27 protein-coding genes are annotated in these 25,409 nt (G+C 60.8%); 7 read left to right on the forward strand and 20 right to left on the reverse strand.

Going from position 1 to position 25,409, the window contains the following annotated elements; genetic code table 11:
* Nucleotides 1-14 precede the first annotated feature (14 nt).
* Complete coding sequence (locus AC1DM5_RS29170; RefSeq protein WP_477821163.1) at nucleotides 15-773, reverse strand: alpha/beta fold hydrolase; 759 nt, start codon at nucleotides 771-773, stop codon at nucleotides 15-17.
* Between the two features lie 43 nt (nucleotides 774-816).
* Nucleotides 817-2,592 (reverse strand): cytochrome c biogenesis protein DipZ, encoded by a 1,776-nt coding sequence (locus tag AC1DM5_RS29175; RefSeq protein WP_477976333.1) that lies wholly within the window; start codon nucleotides 2,590-2,592, stop codon nucleotides 817-819.
* Between the two features lie 230 nt (nucleotides 2,593-2,822).
* On the opposite strand from AC1DM5_RS29175, the gene AC1DM5_RS29180 reads away from it, so the two are divergent.
* From AC1DM5_RS29180 to AC1DM5_RS29210, 7 genes are all read left to right on the forward strand, one after another.
* On the forward strand, nucleotides 2,823-3,194 hold the full coding sequence (locus AC1DM5_RS29180; RefSeq protein ID WP_477821165.1) for a DUF488 domain-containing protein: 372 nt from the start codon (nucleotides 2,823-2,825) through the stop codon (nucleotides 3,192-3,194).
* A gap of 137 nt (nucleotides 3,195-3,331) precedes the next feature.
* Nucleotides 3,332-4,372 (forward strand): alpha/beta fold hydrolase, encoded by a 1,041-nt coding sequence (locus AC1DM5_RS29185; protein WP_477821166.1) that lies wholly within the window; start codon nucleotides 3,332-3,334, stop codon nucleotides 4,370-4,372.
* Nucleotides 4,373-4,509: 137 nt separating this feature from the next.
* Nucleotides 4,510-5,250 (forward strand): response regulator, encoded by a 741-nt coding sequence (locus tag AC1DM5_RS29190; RefSeq protein ID WP_477821167.1) that lies wholly within the window; start codon nucleotides 4,510-4,512, stop codon nucleotides 5,248-5,250.
* Nucleotides 5,247-6,572: an ATP-binding protein gene (locus AC1DM5_RS29195; RefSeq protein ID WP_477821168.1), complete on the forward strand. Its 1,326-nt coding sequence runs from the start codon at nucleotides 5,247-5,249 to the stop codon at nucleotides 6,570-6,572. Before AC1DM5_RS29190 ends, AC1DM5_RS29195 begins: the two co-directional genes overlap by 4 nt.
* Before the next feature lie 159 nt (nucleotides 6,573-6,731).
* Nucleotides 6,732-7,148 carry an organic hydroperoxide resistance protein gene (locus AC1DM5_RS29200; protein WP_113320380.1) on the forward strand — a complete coding sequence of 139 codons (417 nt, stop codon included), beginning with the start codon at nucleotides 6,732-6,734 and terminating at the stop codon, nucleotides 7,146-7,148.
* A 340-nt stretch (nucleotides 7,149-7,488) separates the two neighbouring features.
* On the forward strand, nucleotides 7,489-8,088 hold the full coding sequence (locus AC1DM5_RS29205) for a TetR/AcrR family transcriptional regulator (RefSeq protein WP_477821234.1): 600 nt from the start codon (nucleotides 7,489-7,491) through the stop codon (nucleotides 8,086-8,088).
* Nucleotides 8,078-8,971, forward strand: a complete 894-nt coding sequence (locus AC1DM5_RS29210) for a haloalkane dehalogenase (RefSeq protein WP_477821169.1) — start codon at nucleotides 8,078-8,080, stop codon at nucleotides 8,969-8,971. The genes AC1DM5_RS29205 and AC1DM5_RS29210 overlap by 11 nt, the downstream gene beginning before the upstream one ends.
* Nucleotides 8,972-9,050: 79 nt before the next feature.
* Here AC1DM5_RS29210 and AC1DM5_RS29215 read toward each other — a convergent pair whose 3' ends face one another.
* From AC1DM5_RS29215 to AC1DM5_RS29300, 18 genes are all read right to left on the reverse strand, one after another.
* Entirely contained in the window at nucleotides 9,051-10,010 is a 960-nt protein-coding gene (locus tag AC1DM5_RS29215) for a S1C family serine protease (protein WP_477821170.1), read from the reverse strand.
* Between the two features lie 121 nt (nucleotides 10,011-10,131).
* Nucleotides 10,132-10,941, reverse strand: coding sequence for a PfkB family carbohydrate kinase (locus tag AC1DM5_RS29220; RefSeq protein WP_477821171.1), 810 nt, complete (start codon nucleotides 10,939-10,941; stop codon nucleotides 10,132-10,134).
* Between the two features lie 30 nt (nucleotides 10,942-10,971).
* A complete protein-coding gene (phnE, locus tag AC1DM5_RS29225; RefSeq protein WP_477821172.1) occupies nucleotides 10,972-11,826 on the reverse strand; it encodes a phosphonate ABC transporter, permease protein PhnE in 855 nt (284 codons plus the stop codon).
* Nucleotides 11,827-11,829: 3 nt separating this feature from the next.
* Nucleotides 11,830-12,750, reverse strand: coding sequence for a phosphonate ABC transporter, permease protein PhnE (gene phnE, locus AC1DM5_RS29230; RefSeq protein WP_477821173.1), 921 nt, complete (start codon nucleotides 12,748-12,750; stop codon nucleotides 11,830-11,832).
* 67 nt (nucleotides 12,751-12,817) lie between these two features.
* Nucleotides 12,818-13,732 (reverse strand): phosphonate ABC transporter substrate-binding protein, encoded by a 915-nt coding sequence (gene phnD, locus AC1DM5_RS29235; protein ID WP_477976335.1) that lies wholly within the window; start codon nucleotides 13,730-13,732, stop codon nucleotides 12,818-12,820.
* 56 nt (nucleotides 13,733-13,788) lie between these two features.
* Nucleotides 13,789-14,610: a phosphonate ABC transporter ATP-binding protein gene (gene phnC, locus AC1DM5_RS29240; protein ID WP_477976337.1), complete on the reverse strand. Its 822-nt coding sequence runs from the start codon at nucleotides 14,608-14,610 to the stop codon at nucleotides 13,789-13,791.
* A 218-nt stretch (nucleotides 14,611-14,828) separates the two neighbouring features.
* Nucleotides 14,829-16,001 (reverse strand): alpha-D-ribose 1-methylphosphonate 5-triphosphate diphosphatase, encoded by a 1,173-nt coding sequence (locus tag AC1DM5_RS29245; RefSeq protein WP_477821176.1) that lies wholly within the window; start codon nucleotides 15,999-16,001, stop codon nucleotides 14,829-14,831.
* Complete coding sequence (locus tag AC1DM5_RS29250) at nucleotides 15,988-16,728, reverse strand: phosphonate C-P lyase system protein PhnL (RefSeq protein WP_477821235.1); 741 nt, start codon at nucleotides 16,726-16,728, stop codon at nucleotides 15,988-15,990. Before AC1DM5_RS29250 ends, AC1DM5_RS29245 begins: the two co-directional genes overlap by 14 nt.
* Before the next feature lie 21 nt (nucleotides 16,729-16,749).
* Nucleotides 16,750-17,598 (reverse strand): ATP-binding cassette domain-containing protein, encoded by an 849-nt coding sequence (locus AC1DM5_RS29255; RefSeq protein ID WP_477821177.1) that lies wholly within the window; start codon nucleotides 17,596-17,598, stop codon nucleotides 16,750-16,752.
* Nucleotides 17,595-18,509, reverse strand: a complete 915-nt coding sequence (locus tag AC1DM5_RS29260; protein ID WP_477821178.1) for an alpha-D-ribose 1-methylphosphonate 5-phosphate C-P-lyase PhnJ — start codon at nucleotides 18,507-18,509, stop codon at nucleotides 17,595-17,597. The genes AC1DM5_RS29255 and AC1DM5_RS29260 overlap by 4 nt, the downstream gene beginning before the upstream one ends.
* Nucleotides 18,506-19,603, reverse strand: coding sequence for a carbon-phosphorus lyase complex subunit PhnI (locus tag AC1DM5_RS29265; protein WP_477821179.1), 1,098 nt, complete (start codon nucleotides 19,601-19,603; stop codon nucleotides 18,506-18,508). The genes AC1DM5_RS29260 and AC1DM5_RS29265 overlap by 4 nt, the downstream gene beginning before the upstream one ends.
* Entirely contained in the window at nucleotides 19,603-20,148 is a 546-nt protein-coding gene (gene phnH, locus AC1DM5_RS29270) for a phosphonate C-P lyase system protein PhnH (protein ID WP_477821180.1), read from the reverse strand. The genes AC1DM5_RS29265 and phnH overlap by 1 nt, the downstream gene beginning before the upstream one ends.
* Nucleotides 20,148-20,606, reverse strand: a complete 459-nt coding sequence (locus tag AC1DM5_RS29275; RefSeq protein ID WP_477821181.1) for a phosphonate C-P lyase system protein PhnG — start codon at nucleotides 20,604-20,606, stop codon at nucleotides 20,148-20,150. Before AC1DM5_RS29275 ends, phnH begins: the two co-directional genes overlap by 1 nt.
* Nucleotides 20,599-21,387, reverse strand: a complete 789-nt coding sequence (phnF, locus tag AC1DM5_RS29280) for a phosphonate metabolism transcriptional regulator PhnF (RefSeq protein ID WP_477976339.1) — start codon at nucleotides 21,385-21,387, stop codon at nucleotides 20,599-20,601. The genes AC1DM5_RS29275 and phnF overlap by 8 nt, the downstream gene beginning before the upstream one ends.
* Nucleotides 21,388-21,559: 172 nt before the next feature.
* Nucleotides 21,560-22,423 carry a phosphodiesterase gene (locus AC1DM5_RS29285; RefSeq protein ID WP_477821183.1) on the reverse strand — a complete coding sequence of 288 codons (864 nt, stop codon included), beginning with the start codon at nucleotides 22,421-22,423 and terminating at the stop codon, nucleotides 21,560-21,562.
* 18 nt (nucleotides 22,424-22,441) lie between these two features.
* Nucleotides 22,442-23,521 (reverse strand): ABC transporter ATP-binding protein, encoded by a 1,080-nt coding sequence (locus tag AC1DM5_RS29290; protein ID WP_477821184.1) that lies wholly within the window; start codon nucleotides 23,519-23,521, stop codon nucleotides 22,442-22,444.
* A gap of 28 nt (nucleotides 23,522-23,549) precedes the next feature.
* The gene (locus AC1DM5_RS29295; RefSeq protein WP_477821185.1) at nucleotides 23,550-24,464 is read right to left on the reverse strand and encodes an ABC transporter permease subunit; all 915 of its coding nucleotides are present in this window, start codon (nucleotides 24,462-24,464) and stop codon (nucleotides 23,550-23,552) included.
* Nucleotides 24,461-25,372, reverse strand: coding sequence for an ABC transporter permease subunit (locus tag AC1DM5_RS29300; RefSeq protein ID WP_477821186.1), 912 nt, complete (start codon nucleotides 25,370-25,372; stop codon nucleotides 24,461-24,463). The genes AC1DM5_RS29295 and AC1DM5_RS29300 overlap by 4 nt, the downstream gene beginning before the upstream one ends.
* Between the last annotated feature and the right edge of the window lie 37 nt (nucleotides 25,373-25,409).

The following is a 25,409-nucleotide window of genomic DNA, read 5'->3' on the forward strand; positions in this document are numbered from 1 at the left end:
CGCTTTTGATCCGATTATTTGCCGGCTGCCTCGGCAGCCTTCGCGATCACATCGGCGACCTTCTCCGGCTGAGACGCGAAGACGGCGTGGCTTGCCTTGATCTCCGCCACCGTGCTGCCGGCCCGCTTTGCCATGTCGCGTTCGAGGTCGGGATTGATCGAACGGTCTTCGGTGGCGACGATCGTCCAGCTCTTCTTAGCCTTCCAGGCGGGATCCCCGACCTTGGCCGAGAAGGCCTCCTTGGAGGCGAAGACTTGCGACTTCGCTAGGAACGCGGCCTCGTCCTTCGGCAGGTCGGCGGCGAAGTCGTTCGCGAAGGCAGCCGGATCGAGATAGAGGTATTTTCCGTCCTTCGTCTCACGAATATTCATGCCGCCAGCCGGCTTGGAACTCGCCAGGCTGATGAGGCTTTCACCCTTGTCCGGCTGGAAGGCTGCGACATAGACCAGGCCCGCGACATTGGAGCTGTTGCCGGCTTCGGTGATCACCATGCCGCCATAGCTGTGCCCGACGAGCAGGGTCGGGCCGTCCTGCAGGTCCAGCACCCGGTTGGTGGCGGCGACATCATCGGCAAGCGAGGTGATCGGCTCCTGGACGATGGTGACGTTGAAGCCGCGGCGCTCGAGGATTTCGGTTGCCTGGCGCCAGCCGGAGCCATCGGCGAGTGCGCCGTGGACGATGACGATGTTTTTCACCTCGGCCGCCTGGGCAGCAAAAGCGATGACGCTGGTGGCGAAGGCAAAGGCGAGGGTGGAAAAATACTTACGTTTCATGGTGATTGCTCCTGTTGTTCAAGTTAAACGAGAGAAGGAATGTTCAGCCGAATGTGAAGGCGTAGGCCTGGACGCCGGGATCGAGGAAATGGATCTCGAAGTTGCGTGCTTCCACAGCGCCGGACTGCCGCACGAGCTGGTAGAGTTTGGTCGAGGTCACCGTGCCGTTTCCATCGGCATCGATATCGCTGCCATGGTCTGCACCCGGCGTCTTGCCGTCGACCGTCACCTGGAAGCGGATCGGTTTGCCGTCAGCACTTGGGCCAAGAACGAGATGTAGGTCGCGGGCGCTGAAGCGATAGGTGATGCCGCCGCCTGCCTGATCCAGCGTCGCCTCTTCGGCACCGACAGTCCATTTGCCCGCAAGACCCCACTGGTTGAGACCCGGCTGCTTGACCGAATAGTCCCTGGTGGCATCGGCGCGCATGCTCTCATTGGACGCAAAGCCGGTGGCCTGCTTATAGCCGATATAGGTCTCGCCAGAGCCGATGTCCTTCAGGTCCGGGCTAACCTCGGCGCCCTTCGCATCCGGCACGACTGGTGCGCTTGTTGCCATCTCGCTGCCGGCTTCGCGCAACAGGTCCTGGATCGCCTGCTCGGTCTGTCGGTAGTTGCCTTCGCCGAAGTGATGTTCGCGTATCTGGCCCTTGGCATCGATCAGATAATGGGCCGGCCAGTAGCTGTTATCGAAGGCGCGCCAGATCTTGTAGTCGTTGTCGATAGCGACCGGATAGCCGATGTTGAAGTCGCCAATGGCCTTTTTGACATTGTCGATCTTCTTTTCGAAGGCAAATTCCGGGGCATGCACGCCGATCACAACCAGGCCCTGGTCTTTGTATTTTTCAGCCCAGGCGCGGACATAGGGGATGGTGCGGATGCAGTTGATGCAGGAATAGGTCCAGAAATCGACGAGCACGACCTTGCCACGAAGCTGTTCCGTCGTCAGCGGCGGCGAGTTCAGCCACTCGACCGCCCCGTCCAGTGACGGCGCACGGCCTTCGACCGGCAGATCGCTGTGGAAAGGTTTCTTCGCATCGGCAAGACCGATCGTCTTGTCGTTGCTCGCGACTTCGGACGATCCTCCATCGGTTGGCTTCACATTCACCCTGTCGAGAACGGCCTGCTCGAAGGATGCGGTGCTGGCATAGGAAAGCTGCGAAAGCAGGCCAGTGTCGAGACCGAGTGCAATAACGACGACACCTGCAAGCACGGCAGCGCCGAGGCCCTGACGAATGCGCTCGCTGACGCCGAGCGACTTCTTCATGCCGGCAAAGATCTTGCCGCCGACGGAGAGGGCGATTGCGAGTGAGGTGGCCGCGCCCGCCGCATAGGCCAGCAGCAGGAATGTCGTCTGCAGGTTGGCGCCCTGAAGTGCCGCACCCGTCAGCACGAGACCGAGGATCGGCCCGGCGCAGGGCGCCCAGAGCAGCCCGGTTGCAACGCCGAGAACGAGCGCGCTCGCCACAGTCGGCGCAGCACCGGTCTTGCCGGAAGCGTTCAGCAGGCGGTTACCGAAATCGACGATCGGCTGGGTGATGAAGCTTGCGACACGCGGCGAAAGAAGACCGACGCCGAAGACGGCAAGCAAGGTCAGCGCGGCAAGGCGGCCATATTCATTGGCGTTGATCGCCCAGCTGCCGCCAACGGCGGCGAGTGTGGCTACCAACGCGAACGTGGCGGCCATGCCGATCAGCATGGGCAGCGTGCTGCGCACGAATGGCTGTCCGGCTCGGGCGAAGACGAAGGGCAGGATGGGAAGGATGCAGGGGCTGAATATGGTCAGCGCCCCTCCGAGATAGGCAATGAGAAGAAGCGTCATCATCGTTTCCTTTGAAACCGGGTGATCGGGCTCTGGACGGCGATGCAGCCCGACCAGCAACGCGGCTATCTGGTCGGGGCGATGTATCTCGGATGTGTCTGATTTCCCGGCAATATGTACCGAAGTGTAGGAAGCGCTCCGATGAGGGCTACGCTATCTTCCATGCATCAGCGCTTCGCCCGGCCGGGATCCCGCAAGAAGAGGGATGGTCGGTGAATGAGGAGGATCAAATGACAGCCAGAGCTGAGACGATAAAGCTCAAGCGGGTCTATGCGGCCAAGGTGGATGCGGATGGCGCCCGACTGCTGGTCGATCGCATCTGGCCGCGCGGTCTCAGTAAGGAGCGTGCTGCACTGACTGCCTGGCTAAAGGATGTCGCGCCAAGCACCGAGTTGCGCCACTGGTTCAATCATGAGCCTGATCGCTGGGAGGAATTCCGCCGGCGCTACACTGCAGAGCTTGAGCACAAAGAGGAAGAGCTGAAGCCGGTGACCGATTTCATAAAGAAAGGCACCGTCACGCTGCTTTATGCCACCAGCGATGCCGAGCACAACAATGCCGTGGTGCTTCGTGATTTCCTCATCCAACGGAATTTCGATTGAGAAGGCAGCCAATTGTATCAGAACGTATCTGGAAGGCCGGATGCTACATCCGCATGCAATTGAAGCGGATACCCGAAACATCGGGGATACATGCGAGCTGTTTTCTCCTTGCCATCAACTTGAAACGGAGAGAGCCAATGTCCAGCGAAATCAATCTTCAGCGTCGTCGTTTTTTCGGTGTTGCGGCCATGACCATGGCGGCGGTCGAATTCGGCCTGACCAGCGCCGCCGGCGCCCAGTCACAGGTTACCGCGCCCGCCGTCACGGCAGGCTCGCACACGTCCTTTGCACCGCTGAAGCAGATCAAGGCCGGCGTACTTAATGTCGGTTACGCTGAAGCCGGTCCTGCAAATGGTCCGGTTGTGATCCTTCTTCATGGCTGGCCCTACGACATCTACAGCTTCGTCGATGTAGCGCCTGCGCTCGCTGATGCCGGCTACCGGGTACTGATCCCCTATCTGCGCGGCTATGGCTCAACCGAATTCCTCTCCGCAAAGACACCGCGCAACGGTCAGCAGGCTGCCATCGCCACTGATATCATCGCCTTCATGGATGCGCTTGACATCGAGCGCGCCGTGATCGGCGGTTATGACTGGGGTGGCCGCACCGCGGACATCCTGGCCGCTGTCTGGCCGGAACGCTGCAAGGGCTTGGTCTCGGTCAGTGGCTATCTGATCGGCAGTCAGGAGGCGAACAAGAAGCCGCTTCCGCCGCAGGCCGAGCTGTCCTGGTGGTATCAATTCTACTTTGCCACCGAACGCGGCCGCGAGGGATATGAGGCCAACCGGCATGATTTCGCAAAGCTGATTTGGAAGCTTGCTTCGCCGCAGTGGAAATTTGATGACGCAACTTTCGACCGCTCTGCCAAAGCCTTCGAAAACCCCGACCATGTCGCGATCACCATCCACAATTACCGCTGGCGGCTTGGCCTTGCCAACGGCGAAAAGAAATATGACGCGTTGGAAAAGAAGCTCGCTGCCTTCCCTGTCATCACCGTACCGACCATCACCATGGAAGGCGACGCCAATGGCGCGCCGCATCCGGAGCCATCGGCCTACGCCAAAAAGTTCACCGGCAGGTATGAGCATCGCAACATCACTGGCGGCATCGGCCATAACCTGCCGCAAGAAGCACCGCAGGCCTTTGCTCAGGCCATTCTGGATGTCGATCGCTTCTAGAGCCTGCCTCGGCTGCCGCGAACGGAATTCCCTGTTTCGCGGCAGCCAATTCAGAGTCAAAACAGTAAGCAGCGAATCTGCATCTGAGATAACAATTCTGCTGCGCGCCAACTGATAGAGGATCCGAAAGTCCTGACATGGAGCACGTCGACCATATCCTGATCGTCGATGACGATCGTGAAATCCGCGAACTGGTTTCAAGCTATCTGAAGAAGAACGGGCTTCGGACGTCAGTCGCCGCCGATGGCCGCCAGATGCGCAGCTTTCTCGAAGGCAATACGGTCGATCTCGTCGTGCTCGATGTCATGATGCCGGGTGATGACGGGCTCGTGCTCTGCCGTGAGCTGCGTGCCGGCAAACATAAGGCAACGCCGATCCTGATGCTGACGGCTCGTAGCGACGAGATGGATCGCATCATCGGGCTGGAGATGGGCGCCGACGACTATCTGCCGAAACCCTTTGCTGCGCGCGAATTGCTGGCACGCATCAAGGCCGTCTTGCGGCGCACCCGCGCGCTGCCGCCGAACCTGCAGATTTCGGAGGCGGGACAGTGGCTTCGCTTCGGTGACTGGCGCCTGGATACGGTCGGCCGTCATCTTCTCGACAGGCAGGGAACCGAGATTGCGCTGAGCGGCGCCGAATATCGGCTGCTGCGGGTCTTCATCGACCATCCGCAGCGGGTGCTCAACCGCGACCAACTACTGAACCTCACGCAGGGCCGCGATGCGGAACTCTTCGACCGCTCCATCGACCTGCTCGTCAGCCGCGTTCGCCAGCGACTGGGGGATGATGCCCGCGAGCCGACCTATATCAAGACGGTGCGTAGCGAAGGTTACGTCTTCTCCGTTCCGGTGGAGATTGAAGAGGCCAGGTCATGAGCGTGGGAGCTGCTCTTCGCTCCGGGTTTTGGCCGAGCACGCTGAGGGCTCGGCTCTTCTTCATTCTGCTGGCGGGCCTGGCGATTGCCTATGGCCTGTCCTTCACAGTCCTCTTCGTCGAGCGTTCCATGTCGGCCAAGGCCGTCATGCTAGGCACTTTGGAAAGTGATGTCGCGACCTCGATCGCCGTTCTCGACCGCCTGCCGGCGGATCAGCGCAGCGACCTGCTCGATCGTCTCAGCCGCGGCAATTATCGTTTCGAACTTGGGCCGGGTCTGCCCGGTGTGCCTGACAATTCCAGCAAAGGCAGGGAAATCGGCGGCAGGATCGAAGAGGCGATCGGCGGCACCTATCCGATCCGCATGGAATCCATTCCAGGCGACGTCAGCCGGTTGCAGGCGCATCTGACGCTGAGTGACGGAAGTCCGCTGACGATCGACATCACACCGCGGCCTCCGATGCCGATTGCGGCATGGTTGCCCTATGTGCTTGCTGTCCAGATGGTGCTGCTGGTGCTTTGCACCTGGTTTGCCGTGCGCCAGGCAATCCGGCCGCTCGGGGCTCTTGCGGCTGCAGCCGATGCACTCGATCCCAACAAGAAAGGTCCGCCGCTCAGCGAGCGTGGCCCGAGCGAAGTTGCGCATGCGGCGCGCGCCTTTAATGCCATGCGCGAGAGGATCGCGCACTATCTCGAAGAGCGAGTGCAGATTCTGGCTGCGATCTCGCACGACCTGCAGACGCCGATCACCCGCATGCGGCTGCGCGCCGATATGACCGATGATTCCCCCGAGAAGGACAAGCTGGTGCGCGATCTCGGTGAGATCGAACGTCTCGTGCAAGATGGGATCGCTTATGCCCGCAGCGCCCATGGCAATGGCGAGAAGTTTTCTCGCATCGACCTCTCGTCCTTCATCGACAGCATCGCCTATGACTATCAGGACATGGACAAGGCCGTCAGCGTCGTCGGCCTCGTACAGGGCATTGCATCGACGAAACCGCATGCGCTTCGCCGCATTCTCACGAACTTCGTCGACAATGCGCTGAAATTCGCAGGTGCAGCGGAAATCAGCGTTGAGCGGAAAGGCGAGGAGGCGATCGCCATCACCGTGATGGACCGCGGCCCTGGCATTCCGGACGCCATGCTCGAAGCCGCCATGCAACCCTTCTTCCGGCTGGAACAGTCGCGTAACCGCGAGACTGGCGGCACAGGCCTTGGCCTTGCTATTGCCCAGCAATTGGCAGCCGCGATCGGCGGCTCGGTACGGCTCTATAACCGCGAGGGCGGTGGTCTCGCGGCCGAAGTGACGATCCGCGCCAACTGAATCTCTCGCTGCATTTGTATGCGAAAATGTCCAGATAGACCGGCGCTACGCTTTGATACAGTTCGGCCGATTTTGGAAACATACGGGATACGTCAGCCCGTCAAAACCACTCCGTCACCAGATGTCGCAGGTCGCGACACGAAACCAAGGAGTGCTCTCATGACGACGATTGAAAAGGTTCTCTACACCGGCAAGACCCACACCACCGGCGGTCGCGACGGCGCCGCCCGCAGCAGCGATGCGCAGCTCGATGTGAAGCTTTCGCCTCCGGGCAGCGCCCATGCAGGCACCAATCCTGAACAGCTCTTTGCAGCCGGCTGGTCGGCCTGCTTCATCGGGGCGATGGGCCTTGCTGCTGGCAAGCGTAAACTGAGGCTTCCCGCCGATACCGCTGTTGACGCTGAAGTTGATCTCGGCATGACCGGCGATGCCTATTTCCTGCAGGCCCGGCTGAACATCAGCCTGCCGGGTCTGGAGCCTGAAGTCGCCCGCACGCTGATCGAGGAAGCCCACCAGACCTGCCCTTATTCGAAGGCGACGCGAGGCAACATCAATGTCGAGCTCAATCTCGTCTAAACATCCCGGCGCAATTTGGGTGCAGCTGGCTGCGCCCACGGAGGCTTCGATGAAAAGGATCATTATCTTCATTCTGGGAGCCGCGATTTTTGCAGCCCCCTGTATCTATGACGTGTTCTCTGATGAGCCGTCGCCACTGCTTGGTCTGCTTGCTGCGGCCTCGGGGGCACCCGGGTCCCTGTAAGGTGATTGCAATCTGTCATCGCTGGGAGCGATGAGTAGGGCACCCGCCGTTTGGGGGGTGCCTTTATTTTTTTGTCTTTCTACCTGTCTGGCTCCGATTGCGTCGCAAAACGATCTCAGTCTTGACAATAATACGGTCGTACGTATTGTGATGCGTATGGCAAAACATTCACATCGAAACTCAATTCTCGAAGCCGGCCGAAAGGTCATGTTCCGCAAGGGTTACATTGGCGCGGGCGTCCGCGACATCGTCGCCGAAGCGGGCGTGCCGCAGGGTTCGTTCACCAACCACTTCCGTTCCAAAGAGGAATTCACGAAGGAGGTGCTGGATCTCTACTTTAGGGATCTTCAGTGCGCCATCGAGACGGCGCTGGGGGATGCGGGGCTGAGGCCACGCCAGCGCATCGAGAAATATCTCGATATCATCACCGGCCGTCTGGCTGCCGATGGTTTCAGCCGCGGCTGCCTCATCGGCGATCTCAGCCTGGAGGCCGCCCCGCAGAGCGAGATGCTGCGCGCGCGGCTCGCGGAAATTTTTGGCGAATGGAGCGCGCCATTTACGGCTTGCATTGCCGAAGGACAGGCCTCCGGGGAGATCGATGATGCGATCAGCCCGGAAGATCTGGCCGAATTCCTCCTTGCTTCATGGGAAGGCGCGATCCTGCGCATGAAAGTATCGCGGGATGCCCAGCCCCTGGAGCGGTTCAAGAAGATCGTTTTTGCCACCGTGTTCAAGGATCACAGCCATGAGACATGATATCAGTCTGCCGCGCGTGCCGGTGCTCGATTCCGAAATGGCATATCGCGAGGCCGGCAGAACGGACGGCCCTGTCGCCCTCCTTCTGCATGGCAATCCCACTTCGTCCTATATCTGGCGCAACATCATTCCGCATGTCGCAGATGCCGCCCATTGTATCGCTCCGGACCTGATCGGCTTCGGCCAATCCGGCAAGCCGGACATCGCATACCGCTTCGAAGACCATGTGCGCTACCTCGACGCCTTCATAGCGAAGATGGGCATCAAGTCGGCCTATCTCGTCGCCCAGGATTGGGGGAGCGGGCTGGCGCTCCATCTCGCCGCCCGTCGTCCTGATTTCGTCCGAGGCTTGGCCTTCATGGAGTTCATCAGACCGATCCCGACCTGGGACGAATTTCTGCAGAACAGCGCCGAGCGTGAGATTTTTCGCAAATTCCGCACGCCGGGAGAGGGTGAGGCCCTCATCCTCCAGGACAATATCTTCGTTGAAGGCGTACTGCCGGGGGCGACGCTCCGTCAATTCAGCGAGGAGGAGATGGCCGTCTATCGAGCGCCGTTCCCGACACCGGCCTCGCGCCTGCCGACCTGGCGATTTCCAAATGAGCTGCCGATCGCCGGCGAACCGGCAGATGTCTATGCGACCATGGAAAAGGCGCATGAGGCTCTGGCGGTATCGAACTATCCGAAGCTTCTCTTCGCTGGCGATCCCGGCGCCCTCATTCCGACCGCCTTTGCCGAGGATTTTGCAAAACGTCTGCGCAATTGCCGGCTGATCAAGCTGGGCAAAGGCCTGCACTACCTGCAGGAAGATCATCCTGAAATCATCGGCGAGACGGTTGCCGAGTTCATCGCCGAGATCGAGGCGCAGAGCCTGGTCGCATAGGCAGCGGAGCGATTGCCGCCACTGGAGAACGAAGGCGAGCCTCGACTTCGTTCTCTTCTCTATCCGGCTACCGCAGATGTTAATGTATTCTTTTTGCGGGGCGAACGGTGCGTTGTTCGATCCGCCCTGCGATGGAGAARATCAGCACATCGACATCGGCATCGATCGTCGACCCATCCAATAGCCGGACGACGTCGTCTATCCCCGACACCGGATGGCCGGCGATTGCGAGCAGATAATCACCCTCGCGAAGGCCGGCCCTGGCGGCAGGACCATCGTCTTCGACGCGGCGCAGGCGGACTGTTGTCCGTTGGGGAACGCCGGCCTCAAGCGCAATACGCCGATGCAGATCGACCGTATCGGCTGCAATGCCGATATATCCGCGGCGGACCTCGCCGAAGCGCAGGATTTCGGACACGACATGTTTGGCGGTATTCGACGCGACCGCAAAGGCAATGCTCTGCGCGCCCTGGATGACAGCGGTGTTGACGCCGATGACTTCACCAGACGAAGAGACCAGCGGACCGCCTGAATTGCCGGGGTTAAGCGCCGCGTCGGTCTGTATGATATCTTCCATCAGGCGACCGCTCGCAGCGCGCATCGAGCGTCCGAGAGCGGAAACGACGCCGGCTGTGACAGTCCATTCGAAGCCAAGCGGATTGCCGATGGCAACAGCGATATGCCCGCGCTTCAGCTTCTTCGAGTCGGCAAGCTGCGCCCAGGCGCCGGACCAGTCGTTGGCCCGGATCAGGGCAAGGTCGGTGTCTTCATCCCGGCCGAGCACCCGGCCTTCTATGACTGCACCATCGGGTGTCTTGATGGTGACGGCCTTTGCATCGCCGACGACGTGATTGTTGGTGACGATGAGACCGTCGGGCGAGATGGCGAAGCCGGAACCATGTCCGGCCCGTCCGCCGATGCGCTCGATGCGGCTGACTGCCGGGCCGACCATATCGACGGTATTCGACACCGTTTCGGAATAGGCATCCAGCAGCCCGGCGTCTGACGACGGTTGAATGTCACGATCAATGAATCCCATGAAATCTCCTCCGACGCGTGAGGCGTCGACGTTGAGGACCGGCAGCGACTGCTGATGGCAAAGGGCTGTCGTTCGACAGGTGAACAATGGAGATATCAGGTGAGACTTGCAGGGCTGTCTTTCAAGAGCCGTGATTTCCGGAGGCGGCGAGGTACGAAGCCGCCACCTTGCAGGCAGCCAGCGCTGCGGCGCCGGCGTCAAGACCTCCGATGATGGCATCGATGTAACCACCAGCGAAATAATCCCCCGCTCCGGTCGTATCGCGCACCGGGGCTGCTGGCGGTAACTCGACGATGATCGAATCCTGCCGGCTGACGATCTCGATGGGTTGCGTACCGCTCGTCAGCACGAGGGTTTCAAGTCGTGGCGCGGCGATTTCAGCAGCTGCCTGCCAGGCGGTTTGCGCCGCTCCTTTCACGTCCGAGCGCGAAGCGATCAGAACATTGGCCGGCCGGCGTTCAGCCGAGAGCGGATATTGCGAAACCACCTGGTCGAAATCATCCAATTGCCGCAGAGCGTCCGGGCTCATCGCCCGTGCGTTGAGGTAGACGAGCGAAGCATCGATCGGCGGCAGGGCTCCGATACCAGGCCTGCGGCGGCCGGCAGGTGCGATGATGGTGCGTTCGCCGCTGGGGTCGACAAGGATGTCGACGGCTGCTGTCTTTCCGGGCACGAGGCCAACGAAATCGGTGTTGAAGCCACGCTTGCCGAGATCCTTCAGACAGGTGCGCCCTTGATCATCGTCGTAAAGGCTGGTGACGAGTATCACCTCATGGCCGCGATCGAGCAGGACCAGGCCGGTATTGAAGCCGCCGCCGCCATAGCGCTCCTCAATCGATTGGCAGGCGAGCCTCCCGCCCGGCACCAGCGGTCGGTCGAGCCACCAGATTCGGTCGACATTGGCATTGCCGACCACCATTATCCTTGCCATTCCATCTCCCTTGCCGCGCTCTTCCGCCGCTTAGCGTGCGCTGTCATTCTTGCCGATGATCTTACCGCGCAGCCAGGCGGAGGAAAGATCGATAGCATAAACGACGGCGACGATCAGGAAGATGATCGTCCAGGCTTCCGGCCAGCGATAGGCGGCAATGCGGTCCGCCAGCAGAAACCCGATTCCGCCGGCGCCGACAATGCCGAGAATGGTGCCTGAGCGGGTGTTGGATTCGAAATTGTAGAGCATGATCGACAGGATCACCGGCATGGCCTGCGGCATGATGGCAAGGCGGATCGTCTGCAGCGGTCCGCCGCCCGACGCGAGAACACCATCGACGGGTTTGCGCGAGGTATTTTCGATCGCTTCCGAAAAAAGCTTGGCGAAGGTGCCGATTTCCGAAACGGCGATGGCAAAGACGCCTGGAAGCGGACCAAGGCCGAAGGCGCGGATGAAGATCAGTGCGAGCACGATCTGTTCCACTGCGCGCAGCGCATCGAAACCTCGGCGGGTCGACAGCCGCACCCAGCCGAGCGGCATGATGTTCTTGGCACCGAGAAAGGCGAGCGGAAAGGCGACCACCGCACCAAGCAGCGTTCCCAGGAACGCCATCGAAATCGTCTGGCCGAGGCCGACGAGCACATCGTTCCATTCCTGCCAGGTCGTCCAGATATAAGGCGGGAACATGAAGGAGAAGATCATGCCGAGCCGCGACAGGCCGTTCAGGATGCGCGCCGGCGAAAAGTCGAAGAGATAGAGGCCGGCAATGAGTGGCAGGATCAGGACTATCGCACCGGTATAACGTATCAGCCGTACGCGCGGCGGGATCGAAAATGCGCCCGGCACGCGTTGCCGCAGTCCGGAAAGGGAGGAGGTGTCGGCCATGTCTCAGATACTCCGGCTTTCGATGCCGATGATGCGGTGGCGCAGCTTCTCACTCAGGAAATCGATGATCACGACAGTGACGAGAATGATGACGAATAGCGCCGATAGATCGGTATATTCCTGAAGCGACATGGCGGTGCGGATCTCCTGTCCAAGGCCGCCGGCGCCGACATAGCCGATGATTGAGGACGAGCGTACATTGATCTCGAAACGCAGCAGCGTGTAGCTGATGATGTTCGGGATGACCTGCGGCACGACGCCATAACGCATCTGCTGAAACCAGTTGCCGCCCGAAGCTTTGACGCCTTCCAGCGGCCGCATGTCGATATTCTCGTTGACCTCGGAATAGAGTTTGCCGAGCGAACCCGTCGCATGCGTCGAGATCGCCAGCACGCCGGCAAGTGGGCCGACGCCGAAGCAGAAGACGTAGATCAGCGCCCAGACGATATCGGGAACCGTGCGGATAACCTCGAGATAACGGCGGGAGGCGATCAGCAGAAAGCTGTTGGGGCTGAGGTTGCGGGCAGCGGGGAAGCTCAGGATAGAGGCGCCGACGACACCAAAAAACGTTGCGACATAGGCGATCAGGATCGTTTCGCCGAGCAGCTCCAGCCAGACCGGCCAGCGCCAGAACCATTCGGCGAGATCGGAACCGAGCGTATCGAGGCGCAAATGCGGCAGTGTCTTGTAGAGATATTCGCCGAGCCGGGGCAGGGAAGCCCATAATTTCCAGGTCGTGATACGCTCGCCCGAGGGCAGATTGACCTCGGTCATGTCGAAGAAGCCGCCCGTCCAGGCCGTCAGCAAAACCGCGGCAGCAAAGAGCGTGACCGAAACGAGTTGCACGGTCTTGGCGCGGCTGCGGATACTGCGATATTCCGCCTCGAACTGGCGGATGGTGATGGAAGCTGATGCTGTCGTCATGTCTGATCCCGGTCGTGAGAGCGCCGGAGGGCGCGGCGCTCCCGTTGCTTGGCGTGGATGAGGGATATCAGCCGTTACGGCGCTGCTTCTTCAGCCAGTCGCGCATGTCGACGATCCACTGGTAGCGCTGATGATCGACGTCGACATAGCCCTTCGAGGTGGAGTTGTCGCCACCGCTCATTTCCTTGAAGGCGTCAGGCGCCTTCTCCGGCGTTGCCTTTACCGCTGCCTTGACCTCAGCGATCATGTCGGCGGGCAGGTTTGTGCGGGTGGTGAAGGGGCCGTTGGTGATCTCAGGCGACTGCCAGATACGGCAGACCTCGCCCTTCGGGATCATGCCCTTCGACTCCATGCGCTGCGGAATGCCGCTGATGTCGTTGTTGACATAGGTCGCGGCAGCATCGAACTGCTTGTTGGCGACGGCCATGACGCCGGTTTCGTGAGCGCCGGAGAAGGGAATGGCCGAGAAAAAGGTCTTCGGATCGTAGCCCTGCTTGACGAGGTTATAGTAGGGCACGGCGTAGCCAGAGGTGGAATCCGGATCGGCAAAGGCTAGAACCTTGCCCTTCAGATCTTCGACCGACTTGTAGCCGGAGTCGCAGCGAACGGTGATGACAGAATAGTAGCCGGTCGAGCCGTCCTGTTCCTGGCCCGCGAGCAGTGGTTCCACGCCGCCATTGGTTTCGGTATAGGCGGCCGCATAGGCCGAGGAGCCAAGGAAGGCGAATTCGATCTGGTCTGAGGCGAGCGCCTGGATGACGCCGTCATAATTGCCGGCGGTGAAGATCTCGACCTTCACGCCGAGTTCCTTTTCCAGATATTGCTGGAAGCCGACGCGGCGTGCGACGCGGTCCTTCTCGTTCTCGCCCGAGAGAACGCCGAGGCGGATCGTCTTGTACTGGTCTTTCCAACCGTCGGCATGGGCCTGGCTGGACAGGGCAAGCGTGGCCGTCACGGCCGCAAGCATGAGGACGTTTTTCATTCCAACTCTCCTGTTGCAAAAAGAAGCCCGCGGCCTAGCAGAACCGCGGGCGAAACTCATACCGCCTGGTAGACCTTCTCTTTTGCGGTTCGACCGGCGTTGAATGAGGTGGATGTCACGGCCTCGTCGATCTCTGCATCGAAATCCTCCATGCCGAAGATTTCGCGGACCCGTTCCTGGGTCAGATCTGCCGGCGCTCCGTCAAAGCGCACTCGCCCGGCCCGCATGGCGATGATGCGTTCGCAATAGTTGCGGGCAGTATCGAGCGTATGCAGATTGACGAGTACGGTAATGCCATCCTCGCGATTGATCTTGCGCAGCGCGTCCATCACCCGCGTTGCATTGGCCGGGTCGAGCGACGCGATCGGCTCGTCGGCAAGCATGATCTTCGGGTTTTGAACCAGCGCCTTTGCGATGGCGACACGTTGCTGCTGGCCGCCCGACAACGTGCCGGCCCGTTGCAGCGCCTGCGGCACGAGGTCGAGCCGATCGAGCGCGCGGATCGCCATTTCCTTTTCTTCATCCGTAAAGCGGCGCAGCATGGATGAGAGGAAGCCGTGCTGAGCGACGCGACCGATCAGAACGTTCGTCAGCACATCCATGCGCTCGACCAGATTGAACTGCTGGAATACCATGGCGCAGGAGGCGCGCCACAGACGCAACTCGCGGCCGCGCAGCTTGGTGATATCCTTGCCCTCGAACATGATCGTGCCGGATGTCGGGTCAAGCAGACGGTTGATCAGCCGGAGCAATGTCGATTTGCYGGCGCCGCTGCGTCCGATAATGCCGACCATCTGCCCGGCGTGGATCGACAGATTTACGTCGTCGACTGCCTGTGTTTGACCAAATTTCTTCTTGAGGGAATGAAGTTCAAGCACCGGAAGACCTCCGCTTGCCAGAAGCGCCTGAGACGAAACTGAATTGTACTTAAATACCAGTCTATGAAATGAAATGTAGCATTTCAGTATGACGTTTTTATTAAGTAATTGTTCAATATTTGCCGGTAGTTGCGCTATTTTTATCAAGTAATACATCCGGAAATTCCGGATGTATTTTGTTCAATGGCAGCTCTTGGTGCTTTTCCGCTAGAGGCTTCTTATGCAGCCTTTTGGAATCGCAGGACAATTCCGTCCGAATAGACCTGCCTGCCCCGGCAGAAAGTGGCCCGCACCCGCGGAAGGCGGCCATGCTCGGCAATGACGAGATCGGCACTCAATCCAACCTCGATCGCGCCGCGATCTGTCAGCCCGAGCGCCTTGGCGGGATTGGCGCTGACCAGCGCCACAGAAGCCGGCAGTCCGCCCGATCCGGCTTCCGCAAGCGCGACGGCAGCCGGCAGCATGGCGGAGGGATGGTAATCGCTCGCCAGGATGTCGAGAACGCCGCGTTCATAGGCTTCGCGGGCAGAAAGGTTGCCCGAATAGGACAGTCCGCGAAGCGCATTCGGTGCGCCCATGGCAGTTGCCAGCCCGAACTTGCGGGCCTCCTGTGCAGCCGCCATCGTCACCGGAAACTCGCTGATACGCGCGCCCAGTCCCTCAACGATCGCCACCTTTTCGATGCTGTCGTCATCATGAGAGGCGATGATGACGCCGTGGTCGCGGGCAGTCGCGGCGATGCCCTGCAGATTGTCGACCGCGTCATTGTTCTGGGCGCGGTTTTCCATGCGCTGCTGGACACGCTGGGCGGCCTGTTCGAGACTGATCTTATTATTGCGCGCGATCGTCTCGATATGCCGTTCGACATCGCGGTACTGGCCCTGGCCTGGTGTGTGATCCATCAGCGAGACGAGATCGAGGGCGCCGGCCCGCAGCAGGTCTTCGATGACGACGCGGGCATGGGTGAAGGTGATTTCGAAGCGTGCGTGAACCCGGTGATCGATCAGGAGATCGTTCTTCCGGAGTTCGACCAGCGTCTGGATGATCGAGCGCGAGTGTTCTTCCGAGCGGATGTGACCGTAGCTGCTATTGGCATGGAAGGAGAGCGCCGCATAGGCGGTGGTGATGCCATTGCAGGCGAGCTTCTTATCGAGTTCGAAAATGCCGAGTTCCAGGGGAAATCGCACATTCGGTCGCGGCTCGATCTCGCGTTCGATCATGTCGCCATGCATGTCGATGAAGCCCGGGAGCAGAAGCCTGCCGTCGCCGGAAATATCGGCCGCGGCCACCGGCTCTTCCCTGATGTCGGCGATGATGCCGTCTTCGATCCTGACAGCGCCGCGCGGTATGACCCTATCGCGCAGCACGATTTCGAAATCACTCAACCACATTCTCTGCTCCATCCTGGATCTGTCGGGTTTGAAGGCTGATTTCGCGGTCGATGAGATCCGCGACATCGTCGGGGTGGTGAAAGACGCCGATCATTGCGACGCCTGCAGCCTTCAGCTCGGCGAGGCGGGCAACGAGTGCGCGGCGTGCATTCTTGTCAAGCGAGGCGGTCGGCTCGTCGAGGAAGAGAAGCCGCTGCGGCAGGATGAGGGCGCGCGCTAGATTGACCTTCTGCTGCTCGCCGCCGGAGAAGGTGGAGGGATAGGCCGCCCAGAGCCCCGGCTTGACGCCGAAGGCGGAAAGCCAGTGGCGGGCCTCTTCGATCGCTTCGCTGTAAGGCCGGCCAGCAAGGCGCAGCGGCTCGGCGACCAATTCTTCGGCCGCCACGCGCGGACGGGCCTGCAGGAACTGCGTCACGAAGCCGATCTCCCGCTTGCGCAGGAGGGCGATATCGACGTCGGCCGCGACTGTCAGATCGATGATGCCTTCGCGCGTGTGGTAGTAGGCATGGCCTGATCGCGGCAGGTAGGAGCGGTAGAGCGTGCGCAGCAATGTCGATTTGCCGGCGCCGTTTTCGCCCGTCAATAGGATGAACTCACCTTCGCGCAGCTCGAAATCGACATTGTCGAAAGCGTGCAGCGTGCGTTTCAGATGATGCATCTCGAAATGCTTGCCCAGGCCCTGGACGGAGAGGATCGTCTGCACCGAAGCGGCGGGATGTGTGTGCATGTTCACCGGGTCAGTCTCCTGTCAAAGCTTCGCATGCACGAGCTGCTGGGTATATTCATGCTGCGGATCCTGGAAGATCTGGTCGGCGAGGCCCTCTTCGACGGCTTCGCCGTTGCGCATGACCATGACACGGTCCGCCATCGTGCGGATGACACCGAGATCGTGTGAGACGATGACGATGGTGATATGGCGTTCGCGCTGCAGCCGTTTCAGCGTGTCGAGCACCAGCGCCTGGACGCTGACATCGAGCCCCGTCGTCGGCTCGTCGAGCAGTAGAAGCGCCGGCTCGAGCGCGATCGCCTTGGCAAGCTGCACACGCTGCTGCATGCCGCCCGAGAGTTCCACCGGGCGGGCATCCATGCGCGCCACCGGAAATTCCGAGGCGTCGAGAGCACCCTTGGCGCGGGCGCGGAGCACGGCGAAATTCCGTTCGCCGGCAATCAGCAGCCGCTCGGCAACATTGCCGCTGCTCGTATGGTTCATCCGAAGGCCGAGATGCGGGTTCTGGTAGACGATGCCGATATGACGCGCCTGCAGCATGCGCCGCTCGAAACGATCGAGCGTGAAGAGGTTGAGATCCTCGCGGCCGGGCAGCGCCAGCCTGTATTCGCCGTCATCGGCTCTGTCTTCGAGGTTCATCATCCTGAGGAGCGTCGATTTGCCGGAGCCGGATTCGCCGACGATGCCGAGCACTTCGCCGGGATAGACGGTGACATCGACGCCGCGCAGCGCCTGAACCTCGCCGAAGCTCTTGCGGATGCCGTTCATTGTCAGGATCGGCGAGGACAGCATCAGCCGCGGCGGCTGGCGCCCGGATGCCGAGAGATTTGAGGCAGAAAGATTGGAGGCGGAAAGGGGGGCGGCGCTCATTGCTCGATCCTGCCTTGCTTGTAATAGGTTTCGCCGATGGCAACGGTCTCGCCGTCCTGCTTGCGGATATGCTTGACGCCATATTGGCTGTCGGACACCTCGAAGCTTGAGGAGCCATCTTCTTGCGGCAGCTCGTTCATGAAGTAGCCTGTTATGCCGCTGCGGTGACAAATCTTGTCAGCATGATCCTCGACCCGGTAGGGCACGTCGTCGAATACAAGCGGTTCGACGCGCGTGTAGGGCGGTACGGCATGGATGCGCTTTTCGCGGCCGGCCGAGAGAATGGTGAGGTTCGCCGCCTGGTTTATCTTCGGCACATCCCAGCGCGGGATCGGCGAAGGGGTCATCACATGGCGACCATTGACCATGCTCGGATAGCTGGAACCCTGCATGATCCGGCCGGAGCGCACCAGCTGCTCGTAGAGGGTCAACCAGAGCTGGCCGTAGTCGGCATCACCATGCATGATGCGCGCTTCTGACATGTCCGGCTGGACAGGCCGCAGTGGTTCGGGATTGGGAACCTGCAGCACGAGGATCTGGTCCTCGCGCAGCTTCTCTTCTGGGATGCGGTGGCGCGACTGGATGATGTCGGCCTCCAGCGTATCCAATGTCTCCCGGGCCGAGCTGACCCGGCGCAGGAACTTGCGGATGCTGCTGGCATTGACGGAATCGTCGGCACCCTGATCGATGACCTTGACGACGGATGTCGGCTTCAGGAGCGTCAGCGTCACCTGCAGGCCGCCGGTTCCCCAGCCGCGGGCAATCGGCACCTCGCGGCTGGCATAGGGCACTTGATAACCGGGAATGGCGATGGCTTTGAGGATGCGGCGGCGCATCTCGCGCTTGGCGGATTCGTCCAGGAAGCCATAGCTGAAGGCCGCCCAGGGTTTGGTCAGTTGATGGAGCTTCACGGCATTGCCTTTTCGAGTTCGGCCTGCTTGACCGCGCCGTCCTGGGGCGCGCCGGTTTCGTTGGCTGCCTTGTCGGCTTTGACGCGCCTGATAGCATCGAGGCTCGACTGGAAGGTCACGTAATGCGGCAGCTTGAAGTGGATGCAGAAGCCTGAGCTTTCGACAGGTTCCGTATGGTAGAGGACGAACTCCTCGTTCGATGCCGGATGGGGATTGGGCTGATTGGAGGCGAGGTCGAGCGAGGCAGCGGCAATGACCTTCACCTCGTTCCAGCCGAAGGTAGCGGAAAAGCCGAGCTCGAGGCCCTTGCTCTTGGAGATGACCTCTGTCTGGCTGACGCGCACGCGTCCGGCGCTGAAGAGCGTGCCGCGCGGATGGCGGATGCGCACTTCGGCTTCGCCGAGCCGCAATTCGTTGACGGTCGGATGCACGCTGCCATAGCCGCGCATGGTCGAGTAGCCGAGCGTCAGCGTCCCGCCGGTATCGGCACGCGCGAGGCTCTGCAGCTTGTGGGCACGGCTTGCCGGGAAGAGCAACGGTTCGCGCGTCACATCGGGGATCTCGTCGAGCGGTACGTCTTCCGCTGATGTCTCCTCGATCAGGCCCTGCGCCTTCTGCCAGTCGGTGAGCGACGGCTGGGTGGCGGGTGCGGGTGTCTTTGCCGCTTCCACCGGCTCAGGAACGAAGGTTGCTCCGTTCAGAACATCGACATTCAGCAGCCGGTGCGAGTAATCGAGTGTCGGGCCGAGGATCTGGCCGCCTGGGATATCCTTGAAGGCGGCCGAGATACGCCGCACTGTAAAGAGATCCTGCTGGCGAACCGGTTCGGCGATCGTCAGGCGCGGCTGGGTGGTGCGATAGGCGCGCAGCAGCAGCACTGCCTCGTAGAGGTCGCCGCCCGACTGAGCGAGTGCAAGTGCGGCAAGCTCCGGTGCGTAAAGCGAGGCTTCGCCCATGACGCGGTCGACCAGGTAAGGCAGGCTCTCGCCGATCGCGTCGACACGGGCCTTGTCGATCTGTCCGAGTTCTTCGCGATAGAAGCGCTCGGACTGTTCAATGGCGTGTTCGCCGCCACGTGTTGCAACATAGGCCATCAGAGCACCTCTATCTTTGTGGAGCGGGGAATGCCGATCAGGCTTGCGCCATCGGCGAGATAGATGTCCCAGCCGAGGGGATAGTGGATGGCTTCGGCGCGCAACGCCCAGAAATCCGGATGCACACCGCCGATGGCGATATCGATGAAACCGTTGACGCCGGGGCCGGTCAGGCGAAGCCTCGTTCCCGAGCCGATGACGGCCGGCGCGAAAATCGTTGCGGAGGCATCTGGATAGAGCAGATTGCCGCTGAGCATTGCCGAAAGCGCGGCGACTTCGGCGCGGTTGCCGATCGAGGCGAAGACATATTCAGCCTGATGCAGGGCGACTGCGTTGGCGCCGGTCCTTACGATGTCGGCCTTCAGTCGCTCGTCGGTGCAGAAGAAGCTGCATTCGCGGTCGAGCAGGCTTTCGGCCAGTGCAAGAAGGCCCGGAAAGGGCAGGGGCTGGACGCGGCCGGGACGGGCAAGTGCCCACATCAGCGCATCGAAGGTGGCGTTCGTGCGCATGTCCTCATCAGTCGGAAGGAGCAAGGTCTGTGTCATCAGAAGGTCTCCATGCGCACGCGCGTCGCTTCGACCTTGCGCAGCCTGATGTCGTCGTCCTGCATCTGGCGGCGCTGTTCGCTGGTCAGAAAGGTCTCGATGCCGGCCTTGCCGATCTCGCCTGCGAAGCTCGCATCCATGACGGCGATCGCTATGGCATGTTCGAGATCGCGCCCGACTATGGCGCCGTAACCTTCCACTCCATGATCCGACAGGCGGATATGGGCTTCGGCCATCAGCACTTCGCCGAGGTGGAAGGCGGTGTTCTGCACGGTATCGGTATAGGGCAGCATCGCAAGGCCGGTGCGGTTCACGAGAACCTCAACCGCTCCCACGTCATCGAGCAGTTCCTCTGCAATCGCCTTGATCCCTTCCGCATCCGCCCTGGCAAGTATGTCGAGCATGCTTGCATGGCTGAAGCTGGCAGGGGGCGCGCCGGCTTCCATAGTGTCATTCATCGTCCTGCCCTTTCGCCGTGGTCGCAGCGCGATCCTCCGGCTCGTTATCAATGCTGAATTGCACGCGTTCTCCGGCCCAAACGGTCTCGGAATAGGCGATTGGCCGGCCTTCCATGTCGACGTCGGTCTTCTGGACGACGAGCACCGGCTGCTGCGGCGACTGGGCGAGAAGCTGCGCTTCATCGCCGATCGCTCGACGGGTGAGGATCATGGTGCTCTGCCTGACATAATCAGGGATGCCGAAGGCAGCGTAGATGCTGGTGACCGATTCACCCGCGCGGCGGCGCAGATGCATGTTCGGGAAACGCTCGACCGGATGGTAGGAATGACTGAGGCTGATCGGCACATCGTCGGCAAAGCCACGGCGGGCGATCATGTAGACCTTTGCGCCTTCCGGGAGCTTCAGTGCTGCGGCGATCCCCGGCGGCGCAACGATCTCCGACTCAGAGACCGGCTGGCCGGAGGGAACGCGCCCTTGTTCCAGCAGGTTTTTGCGGAAGCGCGTTCGCCGGGCGATATTGTAGGTGATGACGGAGTGCTCTTCCACGAAGGTACCGCGCCCCTGCTCGACCCGCACCTTTCCGGCAGCGGCAAGCTCGGCGATAGCCCGCCGTACGCTGTGGCGGCCGACCTGGAACTGCTCCATGATCTCGGTTTCCGTCGGCAGGCGGCTTCCCGGTTGGAGCGCGCCTGACGCGATATCCCTGTTTATCTGCTTCTCGACGATCTGCCACTGGCCCGACCGCGATCTTGCTTCGATCGAATGTTGTTCGTTATTCATTCGGATGAATCCAAAATTCATTCGGATGACTTAAATATAGTGGCTGTCGGTGACGTTTTTGTGTAAGGCAGCGCAAAATTCGCGACAGCCACAACCGTGATGGCCCGCCGGCGTTCTGTGCCGGCAGGTTGGATGATTTAACTGGTTGCTGATGGCTGAGGCTGGCTGAGCCTTAGTTCTCAGGAGTCGTCTGGCTCGGCACAGCGCTCGTTCGAGTTGCCCGCTTGAAGCCGCCGCTACCATCCATGCCCGGCGTAACGATTTCGGGGTAGAGATAAAGGAAGTCGTGGAAATGGACGACGGTCGAGGGGCCGTCGATCAGGGTGACGGCATATTCGGCCGGACCGACACGGTCGCGGTGACGGGAGTCGCCGAGGTTCAGGGCTGCCTGATGGTTGAGGCCATAGCTCATCGACATCGGAATGCCATGCCATGAGCCGGCGATCGGCCGGTGGACGTGGCCGAAATACATGTGCCGGACTGCTGGATGTGTCTTGAGCACCGCAAGCAGCGCCTCTTCATCGACCATGCGAATATTGTCGACCCCGTTCATGCCGATGCGGAATGGCGGATGGTGGAAGAAGAGATAGACCGGCCTGTCTTTTGCTTCGGCAAGCCGGGCTTCGAGCCACGCAAGACGCGCCGCATCCATATGTCCGCTGTGTTTTCCATGTTCGACCGTATCGAGCATGATCAGCCGGCAGCTGTCATAGTCGATGACCGACTGAACGAAGCCGTTGTCGTCGACGGGCTGTTCCGAAAATACAGACCGGAACATGTCGCGGTTGTCGTGATTGCCGATCATCAGGCGGTAGGGAATGGTCGTTTCCTGCTCGAGAATGTCGCGCAGCAGGGCATAGGCCTCGACCTCGCCGTGATGGGCGAGATCACCCGTGAAGATCAGCCAGTCGGCATTGGGCTGATGAGCGCTGATATCGCGCAGCGCCATGCGCAGCCGCACTTCCGGGTCCGTATCGAAGAGGGAGCTGCCCGGTGGCATGAGATGGACGTCGGTCAGCTGGATGAATTTCGGCATGTCGGTCTCCCAGGAGGTTTAGGCGGCGGCGCTTGCCGGCCGTGTTTCGATGAGGCGGCCGTCGCGGCCGAAGAAATGAAGATGTTCGGACGGCAGGCTCACCGTCAGCGCCTGGCCGACGGCCTGCTTGTCATTGGCAGGCAGCAGAGCCGACAATGCGGTCTGGCCGATGCGCAGATGGACTTGCCGGCCATTGCCCAGTTCTTCGACGAATTCGACCGGAAGGTTCGGCCCCATGCCGACCTGCATGTGCTCGGGCCTGATACCGGCAACGATATCGGTGCCTGGCGCCACCGGCAGCGCATGGTCGAGCGGGACTGTGATGTCGCCGCCAAGCACGATGCCACGGCTGTCGGCATCCACAACGGCGGGAATGAGGTTCATCGGCGGCGAGCCGAGGAAGCTTGCAACGAAGGCGCTTGCGGGCCGCTCATAGATGTCGGCGGGCCTGCCCATCTGCTCGATCCGCCCCTTGTTCATGACGATCAGGATGTCCGCGAGCGTCATCGCCTCAATCTGGTCATGGGTGACGAACAGGCTTGTGACACCTTGCCTGCGGTGCAGCCGCTTGATCTCAAGCCGCATCTGGGTACGCAGCTTGGCGTCGAGGTTCGACAGCGGCTCGTCGAACAGGAAGACCTTCGGTTCGCGGATAATGGCGCGGCCCATGGCGACGCGCTGGCGCTGGCCGCCGGAGAGCTGGCCAGGCTTGCGCTTCAAGTAGTCTTCAAGCTGCAGGACCTGGGCGACTTCGATCACGCGCCGGTCGATCTCGGCGCGCTTCACGCCTGCCACGGTTAGCGAATAACCAAGGTTCTGGGCGACCGACATATGCGGATAGAGCGCGTAGTTCTGGAAGACCATGGCGACATCGCGCTCGCGCGGCTGCAAATCCTCGACCTGCCTTCCGGCAATCGAGATGCGTCCGCCCGAGACCCTTTCGAGACCGGCGAGCATTCTGAGCAAAGTGGATTTGCCGCAGCCCGATGGACCGAGGATGACGGCGAAGGCGCCGAGTTCGATCGACAGGCTCAGATCGTGGAGTACTGCAGTCGTTCCGAACGACTTGGTGACGTTGGTGAATTCTATTTCGGACATTTGAAATCGATCCCTGTGCCCGCTGGGCCTATTTTTCCGAGTTGACCAGACCTTTGACGAACCATCGCTGGGCGAAGATCACCACCGCCACCGGCGGCAGCATCACCAGCAGCGCGCCGGCCAAAATGACGTTCCAGTCGTTGGCGCCATCGGCGCCGGGCTGCATGAAGGTGAGCCCGATAGTCAGCGTGCGGTATGCAGGTCCTGACGTAACGAGAAGCGGCCAGAGATACTGGTTCCAGCCGAAGACGAACATGATCACGGCAAGGGCTGCGATATTTGTGCGCGACAGCGGCAGCAGGATATCCCAGAGGAAGCGGAGTGCACCCGACCCGTCCATCTTGGCCGCCTCCGTCAGTTCATCCGGAATGGTCAGGAAGAACTGACGAAACAGGAATGTACCGGTCGCGGTCGCAATCAGCGGCAAGGTCAGTCCGGCATAGGTGTTGATGAGGCTGAGATTGAGATTGATCCGGATGCCGGAGACCATCTGGACGAGCCAGATGATACCGGTCCATTCCATGATCTTCTGGAACGGCAGGAGCACGTTCGAGGCAACCTCGTAGGTCGGCACGATGCGCACTTCGAGCGGCAGCATGAGGGTGATGAAGATCATCCAGAAGGCCACGCCCCTGAAGCGGAAACGGAAATAGACGAGGCTGAAGGCGGTGATCATCGCGATGACGATCTTGCCCACCATGATCGTCATCGCCGAGATCAGCGAGTTCAGATAAAGGGTTGAAAATCCACCTCTTTCCCAGGCTGCGGCCATGTTGACCAGCAAATGGTCTCCCGGCAGCAGCGGCTTCGGGATCTCTGCCATGCGCTCCAGAGGAAGCGTTGCGGTGATAAACGACACGTAGATCGGAAAGCACATGAGTGCCGCTCCGCCAATCATGATCGTATGTGTGACGATGTTGAGAATGGGGGTCTTTTCGATCATTCGCTTGCCTCTCCCTTGTCGGAGCCGGCGTAGTGAACCTTGCGCTCGACGAAGCGGAACTGAAGAAGGGTGACGGAAATGACCAGCAGCATCAGGATCAGCGACTGGGCCGAGGACGAGGAAAGGTCGAGCCCGATGAAGCCGTCCTTGTAGATCTTGTAGACCATGGTCTGGGTGGCATTTCCCGGCCCGCCCTGGGTCATGACGTTGATGATGCCGAAGCCCTCGGTGAAGGAGGTCGCGACATTCAGCACCAGAAGCAGGAAGAAGGTCGGCGAGATCAGCGGGAAGACGAGATCGAAGAAGCGGCGCACCGGTCCGGCGCCATCCATGGCGGCGGCCTCGACAAGGTTATTGGGAATGGCCTGCAGGCCGGCCAGGAAGAAGACGAAATTGAAGGTGATCGAGGTCCAGCTCGAGGCGATGACCACCATGATCAGCGCATCGGTGCCGCTGAGCGACGGGTTCCAGAGACCCGGATACCATTGGTTCAGGATGCCGATGAAACCGATCTGCGGCTGGAAAATATACTGCCAGGCAACCGCCGCGACGGGGGCGGCAACCGCATAGGGCCACATGATCGCGGTCTTGTAGAAGATCGTGCCGCGCAGGCCCCGGTCGGCAAAGATCGCAAAGATCAGCCCAAGCCCCAGCGAGATGGTTGTCGTCGACGCCGACATGATCAGCGTGTTGCGGATGGCAGTGTGGTAGACAGGGCTGGTGACGATCTCGGTAATGTTGCGCAGGCCCACCCACACGGCATCGCCGCCAAAGGGTGGTTCGAGGGTGAAGGACCAGAAGAGGGCCTGGCCGGTCGGCCAGTAGAAGAACACGAAGATGATCAGCAATTGCGGTCCTATCAACAGATAGGGCAGCCACCGGTCTTCGAAGATGACGCGTTTGATCATGCGGAATGCTCTGATGATGGGACATCGAGGTGCCGGC

The organism is Rhizobium sp. 01T437 (assembly GCF_056398505.1).